Source organism: Myxosarcina sp. GI1 (assembly GCF_000756305.1).
In the GTDB taxonomy this organism is placed as follows: Bacteria; Cyanobacteriota; Cyanobacteriia; order Cyanobacteriales; family Xenococcaceae; genus Myxosarcina.
The window spans coordinates 50,922-67,724 of record NZ_JRFE01000010.1 but is presented as its reverse complement, the minus strand read 5'-3'; the positions used below and the strand labels follow the sequence as shown (position 1 = coordinate 67,724).

Below are 16,803 nucleotides of genomic sequence, written 5' to 3'. Positions count from 1 at the left end.
CACCGACCACTGAATATCTGCTCATTGTTCATTTTAATTTTTGGCTAAACTTGAAATATTTCGGTCGGTTTTAGTGTTACCTGTTGCAAATATCTGATGTTCGAGGTTATTTTTACCATTTTGTTTGACTCGATACATTAAACTATCTGCCACTTCCAGCATTTTATCAGTTGAATCGGGGAAATTTTGGAAAGTAACCGCTCCTATACTAAGGCTTACTGAAGGAAAGTAAGCTTCAATGGATGTTCTAAGTTGTTGCTGAAGACGAGACAAAACGAACTGACCAGCTTCATAGTTCGTTTCTGGTAAAAGCAAAGCAAATTCGTCTCCCCCCAAACGAGCGACAGTATCCGTTTCACGAATTTGTTGTTTGACAGTTTGAGCAATAAATCTTAATAATTTATCTCCCAGATCGTGTCCTTGGCGATCGTTGACTTGTTTAAAGTTATCTAGATCGAAATAAGCCAAAGTTAGAAAATGACCGTAACGAACAGAGCGTATAGATTCGCTTCGCAATAATTCGATAAAAAATCGTCGATTTGCTATTCCTGTTAAGGGGTCTATACGAGACAGAACTTTTTCTTTTTCGTAAGCTGTTTTGAGACTAGATATTAAATAAGCTATGGTAAAAAATACAATTAATCTTACTAATGTATTCCATAGAACTATTAGTAGATACACATGATGTTTTACTTGAAATTCGCCAATAAAACTACCAATGGTACTTAGCAATACTAAAAAATAGGAAAACTGCTTTTTTCCGTACCAACTCGCAAAAAAGATAGGTAACAAATAAAAAAGTGATAGAGAAATATCAATAAAGACTAAATGATCGATAATACTAAAAAATAGAATTGCCGCAGAACTAATTATAATTGCCAAATAATTTAGTATTTTTTCACGATCTATTTTGAGATTCATAATTGAGTATTGCCAAAAGCAACAGACAGGCGAACCAAGGTTTTAGCTAGGAAGGCGGTCGAAGTGGAGAAAGCAATATGAAGCGAGACTTGAATTTCATTAGCGTACATATTCTTGTTTATAAAAAGTAAAAATTACTTTAACTTTAGATTTAAAAAGAATATGTATAAAGCATGATTTAGCTTAACAGTCTTTCTCTTCCAGGCTATGACAAATCTATGTCAGTTTTGTGTCACTTTTACCGCTCCCTCTCACCTGCCGCATTCTTTTGCTATAACTGCATTTCCTTACTTCATAAACCAATCGGTGTTGAGTTAATGCCCATTGTAGAAAGGGACTAAACTAATTAGTTTCAGCTTGAGCGGTAGGATAAGCACCAGCTTTGACTGCCAGATTCATCTCTTGTCCATTGCGTTTTAAACCTAATTCGAGATTTTTACCTACACCACTATTTTCTACTGCTTCCTGTAAAGCATCAGCATCTTCAACTGGTTGACCGTTAACTTGCTCGATAACATCGCCAGCCCTCAAACCAGCTTTATCGGCAGGAGAATCTGGAACTACTCTGACTACCAATACTCCTTTATCTTCATAAACGCTCAAACCACTGTTGGGATTAGAATTAATTTCTTGTTTAACTTCTGGGGTTAGTGTAACCATTTGAATGCCCAGGAAAGGATGTTCGACTTTACCCGAAGCAATCAACTGGTCGGAAATACGTCGAGCCGTATCGATAGGAATGGCAAAACCAAGTCCCTGCGCTCCTTGAATGATAGCGGTATTGATGCCGATGACTTCACCTCTCTGGTTTAACAACGGACCGCCAGAGTTACCAGGATTAATTGCAGCATCGGTTTGAATAAAATCTACTCGTTTATCGGGAACACCTACTTGCCCTGCCGTACGTCCCGTAGCACTGATAATGCCTTCGGTAACGGTGTTATCGAGTCCCATCGGGTTGCCAATGGCGATCGCCATTTCTCCTGGCTGTAGTGAGTTACTGTCACCAATTTTTAGCGTTGGTAAATTATTGGCGGCAATTTTTACTACTGCTACGTCAGTAACAGGGTCTTTACCCATTACTTTTCCTTCAAAAGTGCGACCATCTTTGAGCGTCACCGTAACCTGTTCTGCCCCATCAACTACGTGAGCGTTAGTCAGAATCGTACCGTTGTCGTTAATAATAAAACCCGATCCAGTTCCTTTCTGCACTTCTTTATCCGGCATTTGTGGCATTTGTGAACCAAAAAAGTTGCGGAAAAAAGGCTCGTTAAATAGATCGGCATTAGGATTATTTACCGTACGCGAAGAGTCGATTCGCACTACCGCAGGACCTACCTGTTGCACTATCTCTGCAATGCGATTGTATGGTTGGGCATCATCGCTCGGTTGCGACTGGGTAGCTTTTTTATTGGCTTCGGGCGAATTAGATTGAGCAACGGCTGAAGTTCCCGTAACCATACTATTATGAGCGAATAAGTAGTCTCCACCAACACCTACGCCTACGCCTAAAAGAACCAGAGCCAAAGCTGCGGCAGATTGTTTGGCTACTTTTCGACGATGGGAGCGAGGAGCAGAATTTAGAGTTTCGTTAGGATTGGATTGTGGTTGGGGATAAGTAGACATAATTTTTACCTTAGAACTTAACTTATAGAAACTCTGATAATTTAAAAATTTGTTTTGTCGCTCGTGTGTCAAAAAGATAGATTTTTGGAGGCAATGCTCGCGATCTTATCAATCCGAGCGGAATTAAATTTCACACTAACGCCATTCCTAAATCATAGTTTTCCCATAGAAATTTTCTAAGCTGTTGATATCAACTATCCTTGCGTATTTTTAGTTGGCAGATTGACCGAGTAAAATTAGAGGAAAATAATAATCAAATGTCATACAGCATTGACTTACACAAACGGGTAGTAGAATTTGTATGTCGAGGTGATTCTAAAGCAGAAGCATCGAGACGACACGAAATAAGTTTATGGGGTGTAAATAATTAATGATTGGTGTAAACGAGACAATTTGACTCCAAAAGTGTCAAGAAGAAGCCGAAAGCTTGACTGGGGGTCAACTTTCGCGCCATATATAGCAATTTGCCGATGCTTTACTAAGAGAATGCGCTCAACACTTTGGGGTTAGGGAAAACGCAATTTGATATGCTAATCATTGACAAAGAAGCAAAGGTGCTGGAAGAAAACCTCATCTCAAAACAGTAGAGTCAAAACTGATTTACATTTTGTTCTACAAATCTATTTAGCTATATGAATTAAAATTTTCTCGGCGAAAAAAAAGTTTTAATAATAACATTCATTTTGTTAAAGCGACACTAATTTTTTACTGATGACAAATAATTAGTCAAGACGACATCAATTTGAAAAAGGTGACAAATAATGTGGCAATCGACACAAAAACTACAAAGCCCTATCGCTGAGAGGGTTTGAATTAAATCGGAGCGGCGGGATTTGAACCCACGACCCCCACTACCCCAAAGTGAACAAATAATTCTTAAATCCCTTTACTTGAGAGATTTTGAGCTATTGTCAATAACTTTGTCTACCAATTTTCTACCAATATTGAGTTTATTAAAATATGTAAAGCTATAAGTTACTGATTTTTTGCTCGCTCAAACATCTGCAAAAGCGAATTTAATAAATTGGGATTAACGAAAAAACTGGTATTTTGAAGAGCTTTCAACTTTTGTGCGAGATCGATTTTGTCAGCTAAAGCTGCATCGTACAAAACTCCTAATAGTCCCGTGATTTTCAAGCCTCTTTTTCTAGCAATGGTTCTTGCCAAGCGATCGTCAACAATTAGCAAGTCAGACTGACATCTTTCCGCTAAGATAATAGCCTCTATCTCCCCTTTGTCCAGCCTGTCTAGCTCATAGTTCATAATCATCTCAACAGATTCAACTTTTAGCCATTGAGGGTAATCTTGAATCCATTGTTTGACTCGAACAGGGGTGTTATCTGCTTGTAACTCTAAATAGACAGCATTGGGAATAATGACACTTCCGTATAATTGTGACAGAAGCTCAATACAATCGATTAAGATTAAATAGCAAATGCAAGAAGTATCAGCTACAACTATCATTAATCATTTATTTCTTAATTGTTTTATTGTTTCTATATCTTCTTCCAAATCTTCTCGCTCGTAATTGAGATAAACTCCAGACTTTTTCAAAAAATCATAAATTTCTAAACGGGAGGAAAAACCAAGGATTTCTCCAAGCTCTGCCGTACTGATAATCTTACTTTTATAAGCTTCTAAAGCGATATTATCTAAAACTTTTTTGGATAAATCTCCCCACTGTTGTCCAATCTTTTCTGTTAGTTTATCGGGTAGATCGACAGTAATTTTCATAATATTTTTTCTTTCTTTAGTCTCTATACAACCCTTCCTTTTCTTATCCTAAGTTAACCAACCTAACTTTATGTGGTCGCTTCGCGTATTGTCTTTCATGACCCCCTTGCGCTAATCGTCCCCCTTGGGGTGACGGCTAAAGTCGTGCCTGCGGCGCACAACAACAGCATTCCTATTGTAACTACGCGGTACAAGGGAAATTTGGTTATTAATGTGGGGATACCCCACACCCCATTTTGTGTAGAAAATTTGCCTGGCGGCAGACCCTTGACTCGCTCCGTTCCTTAGAGAGCGTAAATTGTTTTTATTTTCTTTAAGGAGTTTTATTCCATGACTATTAATCACAATGCTCTATCTTCTAGATTTCAAGTTCCTACACTTAAAGAACAAGAAAGAAAAGCTGCTTTTCGTAAGTGGCAGGCAGTATTCTATAGCTTACGCCAGTTAATTTGGGACAGAACCAAAAACAATATTCTCTCCGACGCGATCGCATCGGGTGCAGTAGAAAGAGGCGATATTCCCGAAGAGATCATTCGACAGCTTTACTCGGAAGCCTGGCAAGAATTTATCTCTGAATATGACGCAGCTTTTGTCAAAGCTAGCGTCGAAGAAATGGTTGAATATGCCAAAGAGCGAATTGAGAAAACTCTAACTCTAGAACGTTTGCTGGAACTAAATAGAGAGCGTAGTGCTAAAAGATTCAACAGATAGATAACTATAAGCTCAGGGCATAAACCCTGAGTTTTTTTCTTAGTTTCAGAAGTACCGACCATGCCTAAAGTAAGCTGTCGCGCATTTAATTTGTAGGTTGAGATTGGGTGTAGGTGTTAGGGTTAGGAAATGTTGACAATATCTAGAAGTGAGGCTCTATCCCTGCTCATAAATGACTTGTGCCGTTTTGAGAATTTCGTGGCGACGAATCCAGTTTTCGCTGTCCTCAACCGCTTCTTTTAGTGCAATGTCGATTGCACAAAACCTAGTTTATTCTAATGCTGCTGCTGCCAGAATATTAAATATAGATCCTTTACTTATTAAGAATCTCGAAATTTGGCAGAATATTATCCTCGTCAGAATCTGCGCTCGCCGAGCCAAGTTTATCTCCAAGAAAGATTTTTGCCAGCACTTTGCCGATTGGCGTAGAGCTGAAGCAAAAACTTAGAAGTAACATCTTCAGGACTTACGCAGCTGACTAAACGTTGTTTTGCTAGCCGTCGAGCCAAAGCCGATTATCATGACCAGTTATTCTTTTCTCGTGTTCACTCTCTGCACTGTGTTACTTAGCTTTTAGTTTTGATTGAGATGTGTCTATCAGTCAGCTTACGCAGTTCAATGGAAAATTGAAATTGAGCTTTTGAGAGGGGGAATAGGAAAGGACAAAGGGAAAAATAAATCCAGGGCGCACCTGCGCCGCATCTCTTTTTTGTCTTAAATAAAGAGATGCGCGGCGGTAGCCGCCTACCCTTGCCCCTTAACCTTTTTACCAGTCTTAACCGAAAACTGAGTGCGTAAGTCCTGACCTTATCTCTACAACAAAGAAGTATTTACCGTTCGTAATCCCTTTAAAGATACTTGCTTGCTATAGAGTTCTAGCTGCTGTTCAATCGCGAGCCGAGCCTTGACAATCTGCATCTACTAGCAATACAGTAAATTTTTTCATCGCCAAAGTTTGAGCTATATGTATTACTAAAGTAGTTTTCCCAACTCCTCCCTTTTGATTCTGTACCGCAATAATCATTCTTTATTTACGATTACTAACAAATAAAGAAATACAGAAATATGGCAATAGCTAAGTTTATTCAAATTAACTCGATTTAAACTCTTTAAAAGCTCTAATAATAAGTCTCGCAGAAAAAATTCCCCGAAAAGTGAATAACGGGGAATTGGTCCCATAACAGCTTTTAAACTTTTCTTTTAAAATTAAATGTCAAGCTACCTTTAATATCTTTTTCTACTCCTGAGCCATGAAGCACTAGGTTTCCATCTGCTGATACCTCAGCAGATACAGAAAAATCGGTGGCGTTGGTGAATTTTAGCAATACGCATTCACCAACGCCAAGAAATGAAACGACAAAATCTTACTACGTCAAAGATGGCAGAGCTAATGCAGACATCTTTGACGTAGTTAGACCGAATACTCTTGGCAACACTAGGATTTAACAGGCAACGCCAGTATCTTCTTATACAAATCCTCTAAGTAAAGTTCTCTATTATCTGACTGCCTGAGTATACAGGTATTTTCCCGCTGTGAGCTCACATTAATACAGGAAAAAATTATGGCGCAAACGTTTATCACATCAGCTCCAACTCAATTCAATCTGATAGAGGCAACAGTTGATGAGATTACAAAAGCCTTTGAATTTGGTGCTCTCACAGCGGAGGAGTTGGTTCAACTCTATCGCAACCGCATCGAAGCTTACGATGACTCAGGACCGAAGCTCAATTCCATTATTAATCTCAACCCCAATGCCCTGGAAATTGCCAGGGAAATCGACCGAGAACGCTTCGTCGGAAAAGACTTAGGAGCCTTGGCTGGAATTCCCGTACTCCTGAAAGATAACTACGATACTTTCGACGTACCAACAACAGGTGGCTCTGATGCTCTTGCTGGCTCAGTTCCGCCGGATGATGCCTTTGCAGTCGCCAATTTGCGAGATGCTGGAGCCGTCATCTTTGGCAAAGCGAATTTAGATGAGTTTGCCATCTCTGGACAGGGATACGGTTCTCTAGAAGGGCAGGTGCTCGATCCCTATCAGTTAAATCGCCAGTCGGGTGGCTCGAGTGGGGGTACGGGAGCGGCGATCGCTGCTAATTTTGCGACTGTCGGAACGGGAAGCGATACGGGCGGCTCTATTCGCACACCATCGTCATTTCAGGGTCTAGTAGGCGTTCGACCCACCCGTGGCTTAGTCAGTACAGATGGCATTATCCCCTTTACCCCCTCGCGGGATATGGGCGGACCAATGGCGCGCACGGTGACAGATGCCGCAATAACCTTGGGTGCTATGGTGGGATTCGATCCCGACAATCCCAGTACTAGTACTAAAATTGCCCCTCCTACCGTTCGACGCGATCGCTTCTACAAAGACTACACTCAATTTTTAGACTTAGACGATCTTGAAGGAGCCCGCCTAGGGGTCGTGAGCAATTTTTTTGGCGATGCTGCCGACCCAGAAGTCAATCGGCTAGCTGAGGAAGCTCTGAACGAGATGGAAGAGCTGGGGGCAACGACTGTTGACATCTCCTTCGATGAAAGCTTTCTTTCCGACGTAGACATCACTTACGGAACAGCAACTGAAGCAGAACTAAAACCCTATTTCGACGATTACTTGGCGACACTAGGAGCTGAGTATCCTAAAACGGTAGAAGAACTGATTGCGGTTCTTGAGTCTCCAGAAATCGCTAATTCTGAAACTCCATCAACTATAGTAGACACCCTCCGCTCTAGCTTGTCGGGCAGCTTGTCCGCTCCAGATTATCTCGATGTAGCAGAAAACGTGACTCCTTCGATAAGGAACACTTTACTAGAAGTCTTAGATAGCAACGATTTAGATGCTTTTGTCTTTCCAACCATCGGAACCTTCGCTCGTCCTCTACCAGAAACAACCGATCCTACCTTTGTCAGTCCCCTAGAAGATCCTCCGACCCGACAAGTGGAGTTGGCAAGCTCTACTGGTCTTCCCGATGTTACGGTTCCAACCGGAACTAGCGAAGGGGGATTGCCAGTTACTATGTCCTTTACGGGTCGTCCTTACAGCGAACCGACCATCCTGGGCTTAGCCTATTCCTACGAGCAGGCAACCAAATTTCGAGTTGCTCCTGAAAGTACGCCCCCATTGCCTGGGGAAGAGTTTGAATATCTCACTGAGGTGACTGTTTATGGGGACGCAGAGGATGATGAGATCGCTCCAGAGTTACTAGCAGATTTCGATGGCAACGGCGATCTCGTCTTTGCTGGTGCGGGGGAAGATCTCGTCGATACTTCCCAGGCTCTTACTGGCAGTAATCGCATCTATGGTGGTGCTGGTGATGATGAAGTTATTGTCGGCATAGAGGATTTCGCCGTCGGTGGTAAGGGTGACGATTTGCTAGATGCTTCTGTAGGCAGAGGGAAAAATCGCCTCTATGGAGGTGCTGGTAAAGATGAATTTTTTCTCGGCAGTGGCGATCGCGCTTTTGGTGGTTCGGGAAATGACAGCTTTTTCGTTCTAGCTGGGGGTAACAACTCTCTAACTGGCGGTGCTGGTGCCGATCGCTTCTGGATTGCTAATGCCGAGCTTCCAACATCGGCTAACACGATCGCTGACTTTACCCCAGGTGAGGACGTTATCGGTCTGGGAGGCTTAAACCTGAGTTTTGAAGACTTCAACTTACGGCAAGATGGCTCGGATACAACGCTCAACGCTTTCGAGCGAGACCTGGCAGTTCTTTCAGGAATTAATGCCAACGACCTTAGTGCCGATAATTTTGTCTTTGCCAACGAAGCATTGGGTTAGAAGAAAATAAGCACGAACGTGACATGAGGGGCAATTATTTTGCAGATGAGTGATGTTTGGGACGACTAAAAATGCTCTTTAAGCATAATTGCTGTAATACATACAGTTTCCCTTTGATAATGTGGCATTTTACTTGCCCGACATGTCAGCTTCGCTAGTTTTAGACCGAGAAGCCGAATCAAGTAAAGGCGAAATCTGCTGCTGTTAAGGCAGTGGCTTCAGTGTTTAAAAACGTTGCAACTGCTAGATCTCCAACACTAATTGACGTGTCAGAACCAATTTGCTCTATGGAAAGGTCTTCAAATTTCAGTCCAGTCTCTTTGAATCCTATGACATCAACTCCGTCTTCAAAATCAGCCACTTCACTTGGAGCCATCGGAAGGAACTCGTTCGCAATCCAGAATTGGTCTGCCTCCGAACCTCCTGTTAGAAGAACGTCGCCCTCCTCACCAACAAATAGCTTGTCATCACCTTCATCGCCAAAGAGCCGATCTCCTGTAGTTGCATAAAGTTCATCATCGTCCAATCCTCCAGAGAGAAGATTTCCTCCCCGACCCCGAGCAGCATCTAAAACATCCTCGCCACTCTCGCCATAAGCTTCGTCGTTGAGGTCTACCAAAATGGTATCGTCGCCATCGCCGCCATAGATTCGATTTCCGCCACTTATTGCAGCAGTAGTGTCAATCAAGTCATCTCCGACATCGGCAACAACCGTATCGGCATTACCGTCAAAATTGGTAAGCTCGCCAGCAACAATTGTGTCATCAGTTGCTTCGCCCAGTGCCAACACCTCAGTGACATATTCAAACTCTTCACCCTCTAGGGCGGGTAACAGGGGTGGTGGTTCCCGTAACATAGTTTCCTGCTCGTAGTCGTAGGCGTAGCTTATCAATTTTCCTTCTTCGTAAGGGCGTCCTAAGAAACCGAGGGAGGTAGGTAATCCTTGGGAGCCAAAACCCATAGGTACTACCATACTAGGAAATCCAGGTGAACTATAACCCGCAAGAATTGCCGATTGGGGAACATCCGAGTCCACAAAATCGGGGTCTTCGACTGAATAAACAGGGTTGCTGATAGGAGGAGCAAACGTGGGCTGATAGGGAAAAACCAGCGCATCCAGTTCAAAAGAATCGAAGAGAGCTAATTTTAGCTCGGCGGCTGTAGGCAGAACATTTTCAAGGAGATTCGCATAGGCTGGGTCGTCGGTAGAATTATCCAGGGAACGCTCTAACAAATCAATAACGCTCTCTGCTGGTGGCAGTGAAGAGTTGCTCACCTCCGTTTCGTAAATTTCGAGGAATTCCTCAACGGTTTTCGGCACCTCTGGACCGAAAGTAGCGAGATATTCTTCCCAATCCTCCTGGAATCGGTAATCTGCAATTTGCCGAATGTTGGGAGTACCATTCTCAACGTAGAATTCAAGGAACTCGGGGTCGAAATTGACTGGGTCAACAATTTCTGCTCCCAGTTCTTCTAGGGTTGAGATCGCCTCTTCGGCTAAGGCATCAATCTCAGGATCGCCCCCAAAGAAATCTCGAGCCACACCAATGCGTGCTCCTTTTAGCGAACCTTTGACTAGAAAGTCCGTATAATCTTCAGAGATTAGCTCCTCACTATTTGGGGTCAAGGGATCGTTTGGGTCGATTCCTGCCAGTTCGTTCATCAATAGTGCCGCATCAGTGACGGTACGAGCAATTGGTCCTGCCGTATCGAAGGTTAAGTTTTTGGGAGCGATGCCATCACGGCTAATGACTCCAGTGGTAGGTCGTATCCCAACCAATCCCTGATAGGAAGCAGGACCCCGAACAGAAGTGCTGGTATCAGTACCCACAGCAAAAGTGGCAAAGTTTGCAGCAGTTGAAGCTGCAGAACCACTACTAGAGCCGCCAGTGTCGCGGATAAAGTCGTAGGGATTTTTCATTTGCCCATCAAGGGTGCTGTAAGGACCCCCCGCAAATTCCCCCATGGATGCTTTACCCAGGATAATTGCTCCGGCATCCCGCAGAGATTGAGTAATAAAAGCGTCATCTGGCGGAATTGCATCCTTGAGAATGACCGAACCATTGGAAGTTGGCATGTCAAAGGTATCAATATTGTCCTTCAACAGCACGGGCATTCCATGGATGGGACTTTTAATTTCTCCAGCCTGAAATGCTTCATCTAAAGCTTTGGCAACCTTTAAGGCATCGGGATTAATATAAGTAACTGCGTTTAGTCTAGGTCCCGCGTTTTCATAAGCTTCAATTCGATTGAGATAAAGTTTTACTAACTCCTCAGCTGTGAGAGCACCAAATTCAAAGGCTTTTGTAATCTCATCAACTGTTGCCTCTATCAGATTGAATTGAGTTGGAGCTGATGTGATAAACGTTTGCGCCATAATTTTTTTCCTGTATTAATGTGAGCTCACAGCGGGAAAATACCTGTATACTCAGGCAGTCAGATAATAGAGAAATTTACTTAGAAGATTTGTATAAGAAGATACTGGCGTTGCCTGTTAAATCCTAGTGTTGCCAAGAGTATTCGGTCTAACTACGTCAAAGATGTCTGCATTAGCTCTGTTATCTTTGACTTGGTAAGATTTTGTCGTTTCGTTTCTTTTATTATGCGTACTAAGAATCCTCTTCAAATTCAATGTGCGTTGTCTCAGTCATTTTGGGTATCGCTTAAAAATTTAATGTGACAATAAAGCTACTGCATGGCTGTGCTACGCATCTTCTCTCTACTATTTTTCACTTTAAATCACGTCGGGATACTTAAAATTATCCCGTTGAAGAAATGGTTACAATTATATTGTATAAAACTCTAACTAGCGAGTCGTTCTCTGTGAAAGAAACCAACATTAGGCAAACAATAGCCGCTCGTGTTCAGAGTTTGCCAGCAGAACAAATCAAACAAGCTGTATTAAAATGGCTCGACACAGAAGAGGGAGAGCTTGTCGATTTGGCACGAGATTTATCTACAGCACCAGAAGCTGAGAGTCGCTCGGAGTTGTCAGCAGCAAAAAAAGTCGTAGCTTTTAGAGAATGGGCTGATAGTCACCGTCGCGGACTGCCGTTATTAAGCGATGAAGCGATAAGTAGGGAAAGCATCTACAGCGACGAACGGCTGTAATGAGTTATTTGGTAGACACGAATATTCTGTTACGCAGTTGCCAGCCAGACCACCCGATGTACCCGATTGCGGTGGAAGCAGTAGCAGCTCTTTTGGCACGAGGTGAAAAGCTTTATGTTGCACCACAAAACATTATTGAGTTCTGGAACGTCTGCACTAGACCACTGGATAAAAACGGGTTAGGCATGACACCAAAGCAAGCTAGTACCGAAGTCGCCAAAATTGAAAACCTTTTACCTTTAAAACCAGACCTGCCAGAGATCTATCAACAATGGCGGAAACTGGTCGAACTTTATGCTATCAAAGGGGTAAACGTTCACGATGCCAGATTGGTGGCAGCCTGTATCGTGAACGAACTCACTCACGTTCTCACCATAAACGTGCGAGATTTTAAAAGATACCGAGAAATCGTTGCCGTTCATCCAGACACGGTAAATCTCTAGAGCAGGCTTTCGCCCGTCACCGATTAAAAATCGAGCGTGGCGATTACAAAAATAGTTTTTGAAATGCCTATAGCACAGGGCTTTCAGCCTTAGCGTAATTCTCTGTACAATTGCTACTCAAATGCCATAACGAAAAATTAAAACTTTTTCGATCGATAATTGTTCACTTAAACGACCGTTAATTTGAACTTTCTCGACTGCCGCGATTGCATTTTAGTGAATTTGGCGATCGCTAGCAAATTCGTCACTCTATTTTCGAGCAGAGTTTATTATTGTGGTTTAGTCAATCAAAGTATATAATTCTGCTTGATAGATAAGTTTACTAAACAATAGCCAACAAAATGCTTCTCGGTTATGCTCGCGTTAGTACCAACGAACAAAACCTAGATTTACAACTCGATGCTCTACGTTTGCATGGATGCGAACGCTTTTTTACCGATACGGTTAGTGGAGCTAAAGCAGTTCGTCCTGGATTAAATGAGATGTTAAGTAATGCTCGTCCCGATGATGTTATTGTCATTTGGAAATTAGATCGCCTAGGGCGAAGTCTCAAGCACCTGGTCGAGTTGGTAGCCGAACTAAACGAGCGTAATATAGGGTTGAGAAGCCTCAACGATCCTATCGATACAACTACGGCTCAAGGTCGGTTGGTGTTTAATATCTTTGCTTCTCTGGCAGAGTTCGAGCGAGAGATAATTCGCGAACGAACCAATGCGGGGTTAGCTGCTGCTAGGGCTAGAGGCAGAATGGGTGGCAGAAAACCTGGACTATCGGAAGATGCCCAAAGAAAAGCTCGTATAGCTCAATCTTATTACCAAGAGGGAATGCCCGTTGACCAGATTGCCAGAGATTTGGATATTTCTAAAGCTACTTTGTATAAGTATTTGCGGTTTCGGGGAGTAGAGATTGGCAAGTATGAAAAACAAATATCATGACTTTATTTTAAATGGCAAATCATACAGTCTTTCTTTTACTTTGTCTAAATCGACCGCTGTATTGATTGTAGAGCAAAGGTTTTAGCGACAGGCTGTACCATATCAAACGAACCTTCTATTTCCGCCAACAAGCTGCTAAGGTTAACAGCAAAGAAAATTTTGCTCCCGTCTTAGACAAACATCTCGAAGATATTTTCGTACAACGCCTAGAAGGTAATGAAAAAATCTTTATGGAAGTGATGAACAATGACGAGCTTAAAGAACTTGTTTTTCAAGATTTACTATCTCGCGTCTACAGCCAGCTCAACGATTGAGGTCTTCAATTCAGACTCAATTTATCGACGTTGCTCGCTCGTCTGCTGGGTTTGAAAATTCAAGCTGGCGATCGCTACTAAATTTTCTGTATTTCTGTAATTGCAGAAAACTGTAATTGCAGAAAACTAGATATTTACGCTCGAACTGCCAAACCAGACGGGGAGTTAATACTTCGCTCATCGACGACTATTTTGTGGCATCGAATTCGATGGAGTATGGTTCCAATCGCCCATTGGGATCTTGCCAGTACATTTTGCCATCTACGGAGATAATTGTGGCTATACCTAGAGCGTGCATTCGCTTAACGGCTTTCTCGACGGCGATTTGAGCTTTTTGCTCGATTTCATCTGGGGTAAGGTAAAAAAAACCTTTCTCCGTTTGAATTGATGAGTCTTGAAGATTTAGTTCGCCGTGAGAAGTAACTTCTGACATTGCGCTCGCGCTTTTAATAATTAATTGACTATCTTTATTTAATTTTAGCTTGGGAAGTAGGTACCAACCGAGGCGCATTTTCTGTAATTACAGAAAAAAGTAATTACGTCCCTAACAAACCGCTACGACTGACTTTTTTGCTCTCAATCGCCGAGAAAGTTCATTTCTATGTCTATCAGCCTCCCCACCCCTTAGAGTCAATTGAAGCAGATATTAAATCTTTAGAGACAGAGATTATAGCAATGTTGGGAGATGTAGTTTAAGTTAATGATAGCGTATGTGCTATCTTATAAAGATGGTTACAAAAATCGTTATTGATACCAGTGTGTTTATTGGTGCGCTTATTAGTAGGACTGGTGCTAATCGCGAATTGATTCGGCGTTGTCTGAGACAAGAGTATCAACCTTTGATGGGCAATGCTTTATTTTCTGAGTACGAATCAGTAATGAATCGACCAGAAATTATTACTAAATGTCCCATAAGCCAAGAAGAGGTCATGACTTTGTTTGCAGCCTTAATTAACGTCAGTCAATGGGTATCAATTTATTATCTGTGGCGACCAAATCTTAAAGATGAGGCAGACAATCATCTAGTGGAGTTAGCAATGGCGGGAAATGCTCGAATTATAGCGACTAACAATATCAAAGATTTTCATAATTCTGATTTGCTTTTTCCCAATTTGGCGATTTTAAAACCTGAAGATATTATTCGGAGTTAGATAAGTATGGCAACTTTAACAATTCGTTTACCAGACGACAAACACGCAAGATTAAAAGAATTGGCTAGATCGAGAGGGATTAGTCTAAATAAGTTGATAGAAGAATTTTCCACTATTGCTTTAACAGAATTTGATGCGGAGAATCGTTTTAGGGCTTTAGCAGCTAAAGGAAATCCAGAAGAAGGCTTGAAGATTTTAGATAAGTTAGATCGTTCATTTGAGCCGTGAGTGAGCAAAATAGACTCTTATCATTACACATTTAGCAACGCCACAAATCTATAGATAAAAGTAATGAAGCTGAAAGGAATTATTAAAGGGCAAACTATCGAACTACTAGAACCAATTGCTATTGCCGAAGGTTCAGAAGTTACTATCGAAATCTCCGAATCAGAATTAGAACCCAAACCCAATTGGACAGAATTACAAAAAGTAATTGGAATTTGGCAAGAAGATACTGAAATACAAGAAATTTTTGAGGAAATAGAGCGAAAACGTCATTTAGATTTGGAAAGGGATGTCGATTTTGATAATTTATAGGGTAGTTCGAGCGGAATGTATTTACTAGATACAAAAGCCAGCTCAATGATTGAGGTCTTTAGTTCAGACCCAATTTATCGACCTTGCTCGTCCGCCAGCTTGATTTCTCAAACCAAGCTGGCGATCGCCTTCGTCTACTTGTCACATATCCTCAGACAAACAAAATATATTTCGATAACTTAAAAACTTAGTGCTACTTGCATTAGCGAAACAGCTAGTAGGGGTTACTTTTCTCAGCTTTTTCTATTGTAAGGGGTGACTCCAAACGTCAAAGGAGTCTGGGTAAAGCTCTAACTTTCTGTAGTAAAATAGGCTTTTTAAAGAGTTTCTAACATTCGCTACTCTTCATCTTTAGCTTTTTGTCTGAGTTCGAGAAACTCTAAATAAAAACCGTATTTCGCGCCAGAAAATAACTCGCTAACCCAAACTAAACCCATTGACATTTGAAGCCTCCACCCCTTGCGTCAAAGATAGCTGAGGAAAAACTCAGTTGTAAATTTTATCCAATTTAGGAGTTACAAAATGCCAATTAATCACAATGCTCTATCTTCTAAATTCCAAGTTCCTACACTCAAAGAACAGGAAAGAAAAGCCGCTTTTCGTAGATGGCAGGCAGTGTTCTACACTTTGCGTCATCTAGTTTGGGACAAAATTAGGACGAATATTTTAACAGATGCTTTCGCATCAGGGGCAGTAGAGCGTGGCGATATTCCAGAAGAAGTTATCAAACAACTTTATTCGGAAGCTTGGAAAGAGTTTGAGGTAGAATTTGACGCGGCTTTTATCAAAGCTACCGTTGAAGAAATGGTCGAGTATGCCAAAGAGCGACTCAAACCAGAGATAACTTTGGACTACCTATTGAAGCTAAATAAAGAGCGTAGTGCCAAACGATTCAACAGATAAGTATGACTTTAGCTCAGGACTTACATCCTGAGCTTTATTTTCTCTGTCAAAAATCAACTAATTAAACTAATAAAAATAAACCAACTAAAAAAAAGATAAAAATAAAAGTCCTTCGGTAGCGGTGAAATTAATTGAGGTCAAATAAATGACTACCGCTCAAAACTTAATTTATTCTAAATCCGCTGCCGCTAGACTGTTAAATCTTGACTATTTCCTAATTAAAGATCTAGAAGTCTGGAATAAAGTCGTTCTAGTTAAAATCCACGATCGAAAGGCTAAATTCGTTTCCAAGAAAGAATTCTGCCAGCACTTTGCTAACTGGCGCAGGTCTAGAAGTCGCACACTTGAAACTACACCTCATCTCTACAATAAAGAATCTTTTACAGTCTACAATCCCTACAAAGAAACTCGCTATCAAGTTACCGTTCGCCCACAAGAATTAATCTGTGACTGTGATGATTGGGCTAATCAAAAAGAGTTGTTGGGTAAAGCCTGCTGTAAACATTGTTACTCGGTTCTGAACCACCTCAATTACTCTTCTCTAAAAGAATACATCGAGAAATCTAAAGAGTTAGTAACGGCATAAATAAACAAATAAAAGTGTCAGAGAAATAAAATCTGGCACTAAAAACCAA

20 protein-coding genes and 1 pseudogene are annotated in these 16,803 nt (G+C 41.5%); 13 read left to right on the top strand and 8 right to left on the bottom strand.

From position 1 onward, the window contains the following. Positions 1-33: 33 nt before the first annotated feature. The 4 genes from KV40_RS05225 to KV40_RS05210 form a co-directional block, all read right to left on the bottom strand. Positions 34-921, bottom strand: a complete 888-nt coding sequence (locus KV40_RS05225; protein WP_072013776.1) for a GGDEF domain-containing protein — start codon at positions 919-921, stop codon at positions 34-36. Positions 922-1,263: 342 nt separating this feature from the next. Beyond that, positions 1,264-2,547, bottom strand: coding sequence for an HhoA/HhoB/HtrA family serine endopeptidase (locus KV40_RS05220; RefSeq protein WP_036478557.1), 1,284 nt, complete (start codon positions 2,545-2,547; stop codon positions 1,264-1,266). A 975-nt stretch (positions 2,548-3,522) separates the two neighbouring features. Then, positions 3,523-4,011, bottom strand: coding sequence for a DNA-binding protein (locus KV40_RS05215; protein WP_036478555.1), 489 nt, complete (start codon positions 4,009-4,011; stop codon positions 3,523-3,525). 3 nt (positions 4,012-4,014) lie between these two features. Further along, positions 4,015-4,281, bottom strand: a complete 267-nt coding sequence (locus KV40_RS05210) for a UPF0175 family protein (RefSeq protein WP_036478552.1) — start codon at positions 4,279-4,281, stop codon at positions 4,015-4,017. A 72-nt stretch (positions 4,282-4,353) separates the two neighbouring features. On the opposite strand from KV40_RS05210, the gene KV40_RS34665 reads away from it, so the two are divergent. From KV40_RS34665 to KV40_RS05200, 3 genes are all read left to right on the top strand, one after another. Continuing rightward, complete coding sequence (locus KV40_RS34665) at positions 4,354-4,569, top strand: hypothetical protein (protein WP_156113949.1); 216 nt, start codon at positions 4,354-4,356, stop codon at positions 4,567-4,569. Positions 4,570-4,611: 42 nt separating this feature from the next. Further along, positions 4,612-4,992, top strand: a complete 381-nt coding sequence (locus KV40_RS05205) for a hypothetical protein (protein WP_036478551.1) — start codon at positions 4,612-4,614, stop codon at positions 4,990-4,992. Positions 4,993-5,239: 247 nt separating this feature from the next. Beyond that, positions 5,240-5,440 carry a hypothetical protein gene (locus tag KV40_RS05200; protein ID WP_052055378.1) on the top strand — a complete coding sequence of 67 codons (201 nt, stop codon included), beginning with the start codon at positions 5,240-5,242 and terminating at the stop codon, positions 5,438-5,440. A gap of 441 nt (positions 5,441-5,881) precedes the next feature. Here KV40_RS05200 and KV40_RS33120 read toward each other — a convergent pair. After that, positions 5,882-6,016 (bottom strand): annotated as a pseudogene (locus KV40_RS33120) (AAA family ATPase); the annotation flags it as partial. Between the two features lie 538 nt (positions 6,017-6,554). On the opposite strand from KV40_RS33120, the gene KV40_RS05195 reads away from it, so the two are divergent. Continuing rightward, the gene (locus tag KV40_RS05195; protein WP_052055377.1) at positions 6,555-8,774 is read left to right on the top strand and encodes an amidase family protein; all 2,220 of its coding nucleotides are present in this window, start codon (positions 6,555-6,557) and stop codon (positions 8,772-8,774) included. 178 nt (positions 8,775-8,952) lie between these two features. Here KV40_RS05195 and KV40_RS05190 read toward each other — a convergent pair whose 3' ends face one another. Continuing rightward, a complete protein-coding gene (locus KV40_RS05190; RefSeq protein ID WP_052055376.1) occupies positions 8,953-11,151 on the bottom strand; it encodes an amidase family protein in 2,199 nt (732 codons plus the stop codon). A 446-nt stretch (positions 11,152-11,597) separates the two neighbouring features. On the opposite strand from KV40_RS05190, the gene KV40_RS05185 reads away from it, so the two are divergent. From KV40_RS05185 to KV40_RS05175, 3 genes are all read left to right on the top strand, one after another. Continuing rightward, positions 11,598-11,885, top strand: coding sequence for a hypothetical protein (locus tag KV40_RS05185; RefSeq protein WP_036478550.1), 288 nt, complete (start codon positions 11,598-11,600; stop codon positions 11,883-11,885). Beyond that, positions 11,885-12,328, top strand: a complete 444-nt coding sequence (locus tag KV40_RS05180) for a PIN domain-containing protein (RefSeq protein ID WP_036478548.1) — start codon at positions 11,885-11,887, stop codon at positions 12,326-12,328. The genes KV40_RS05185 and KV40_RS05180 overlap by 1 nt, the downstream gene beginning before the upstream one ends. Positions 12,329-12,669: 341 nt before the next feature. Then, entirely contained in the window at positions 12,670-13,263 is a 594-nt protein-coding gene (locus tag KV40_RS05175; protein ID WP_036478546.1) for a recombinase family protein, read from the top strand. 330 nt (positions 13,264-13,593) lie between these two features. On the opposite strand, the gene KV40_RS34660 is transcribed toward KV40_RS05175, so the two are convergent. Both KV40_RS34660 and KV40_RS05170 read right to left on the bottom strand, forming a co-directional pair. Next, the gene (locus tag KV40_RS34660) at positions 13,594-13,758 is read right to left on the bottom strand and encodes a hypothetical protein (RefSeq protein WP_156113948.1); all 165 of its coding nucleotides are present in this window, start codon (positions 13,756-13,758) and stop codon (positions 13,594-13,596) included. Positions 13,759-13,764: 6 nt separating this feature from the next. Beyond that, a complete protein-coding gene (locus KV40_RS05170) occupies positions 13,765-14,010 on the bottom strand; it encodes a hypothetical protein (RefSeq protein ID WP_156113947.1) in 246 nt (81 codons plus the stop codon). A 137-nt stretch (positions 14,011-14,147) separates the two neighbouring features. Between KV40_RS05170 and KV40_RS36905 the strand changes: the two genes are divergently transcribed. The 6 genes from KV40_RS36905 (at position 14,148) to KV40_RS05145 (ending at position 16,754) form a co-directional block, all read left to right on the top strand. Continuing rightward, positions 14,148-14,273 (top strand): hypothetical protein, encoded by a 126-nt coding sequence (locus KV40_RS36905; protein WP_256381104.1) that lies wholly within the window; start codon positions 14,148-14,150, stop codon positions 14,271-14,273. Positions 14,274-14,305: 32 nt separating this feature from the next. Beyond that, positions 14,306-14,728 carry a putative toxin-antitoxin system toxin component, PIN family gene (locus KV40_RS05165; RefSeq protein WP_036478534.1) on the top strand — a complete coding sequence of 141 codons (423 nt, stop codon included), beginning with the start codon at positions 14,306-14,308 and terminating at the stop codon, positions 14,726-14,728. A 6-nt stretch (positions 14,729-14,734) separates the two neighbouring features. Then, entirely contained in the window at positions 14,735-14,956 is a 222-nt protein-coding gene (locus KV40_RS05160) for a toxin-antitoxin system HicB family antitoxin (RefSeq protein WP_036478532.1), read from the top strand. Between the two features lie 63 nt (positions 14,957-15,019). Then, positions 15,020-15,265 (top strand): hypothetical protein, encoded by a 246-nt coding sequence (locus tag KV40_RS05155; RefSeq protein WP_036478530.1) that lies wholly within the window; start codon positions 15,020-15,022, stop codon positions 15,263-15,265. Positions 15,266-15,787: 522 nt separating this feature from the next. Next, on the top strand, positions 15,788-16,168 hold the full coding sequence (locus KV40_RS05150; RefSeq protein WP_036478527.1) for a hypothetical protein: 381 nt from the start codon (positions 15,788-15,790) through the stop codon (positions 16,166-16,168). A gap of 145 nt (positions 16,169-16,313) precedes the next feature. Further along, positions 16,314-16,754 carry a hypothetical protein gene (locus KV40_RS05145; RefSeq protein ID WP_036478525.1) on the top strand — a complete coding sequence of 147 codons (441 nt, stop codon included), beginning with the start codon at positions 16,314-16,316 and terminating at the stop codon, positions 16,752-16,754. The last annotated feature ends 49 nt before the right edge of the window (positions 16,755-16,803 follow it).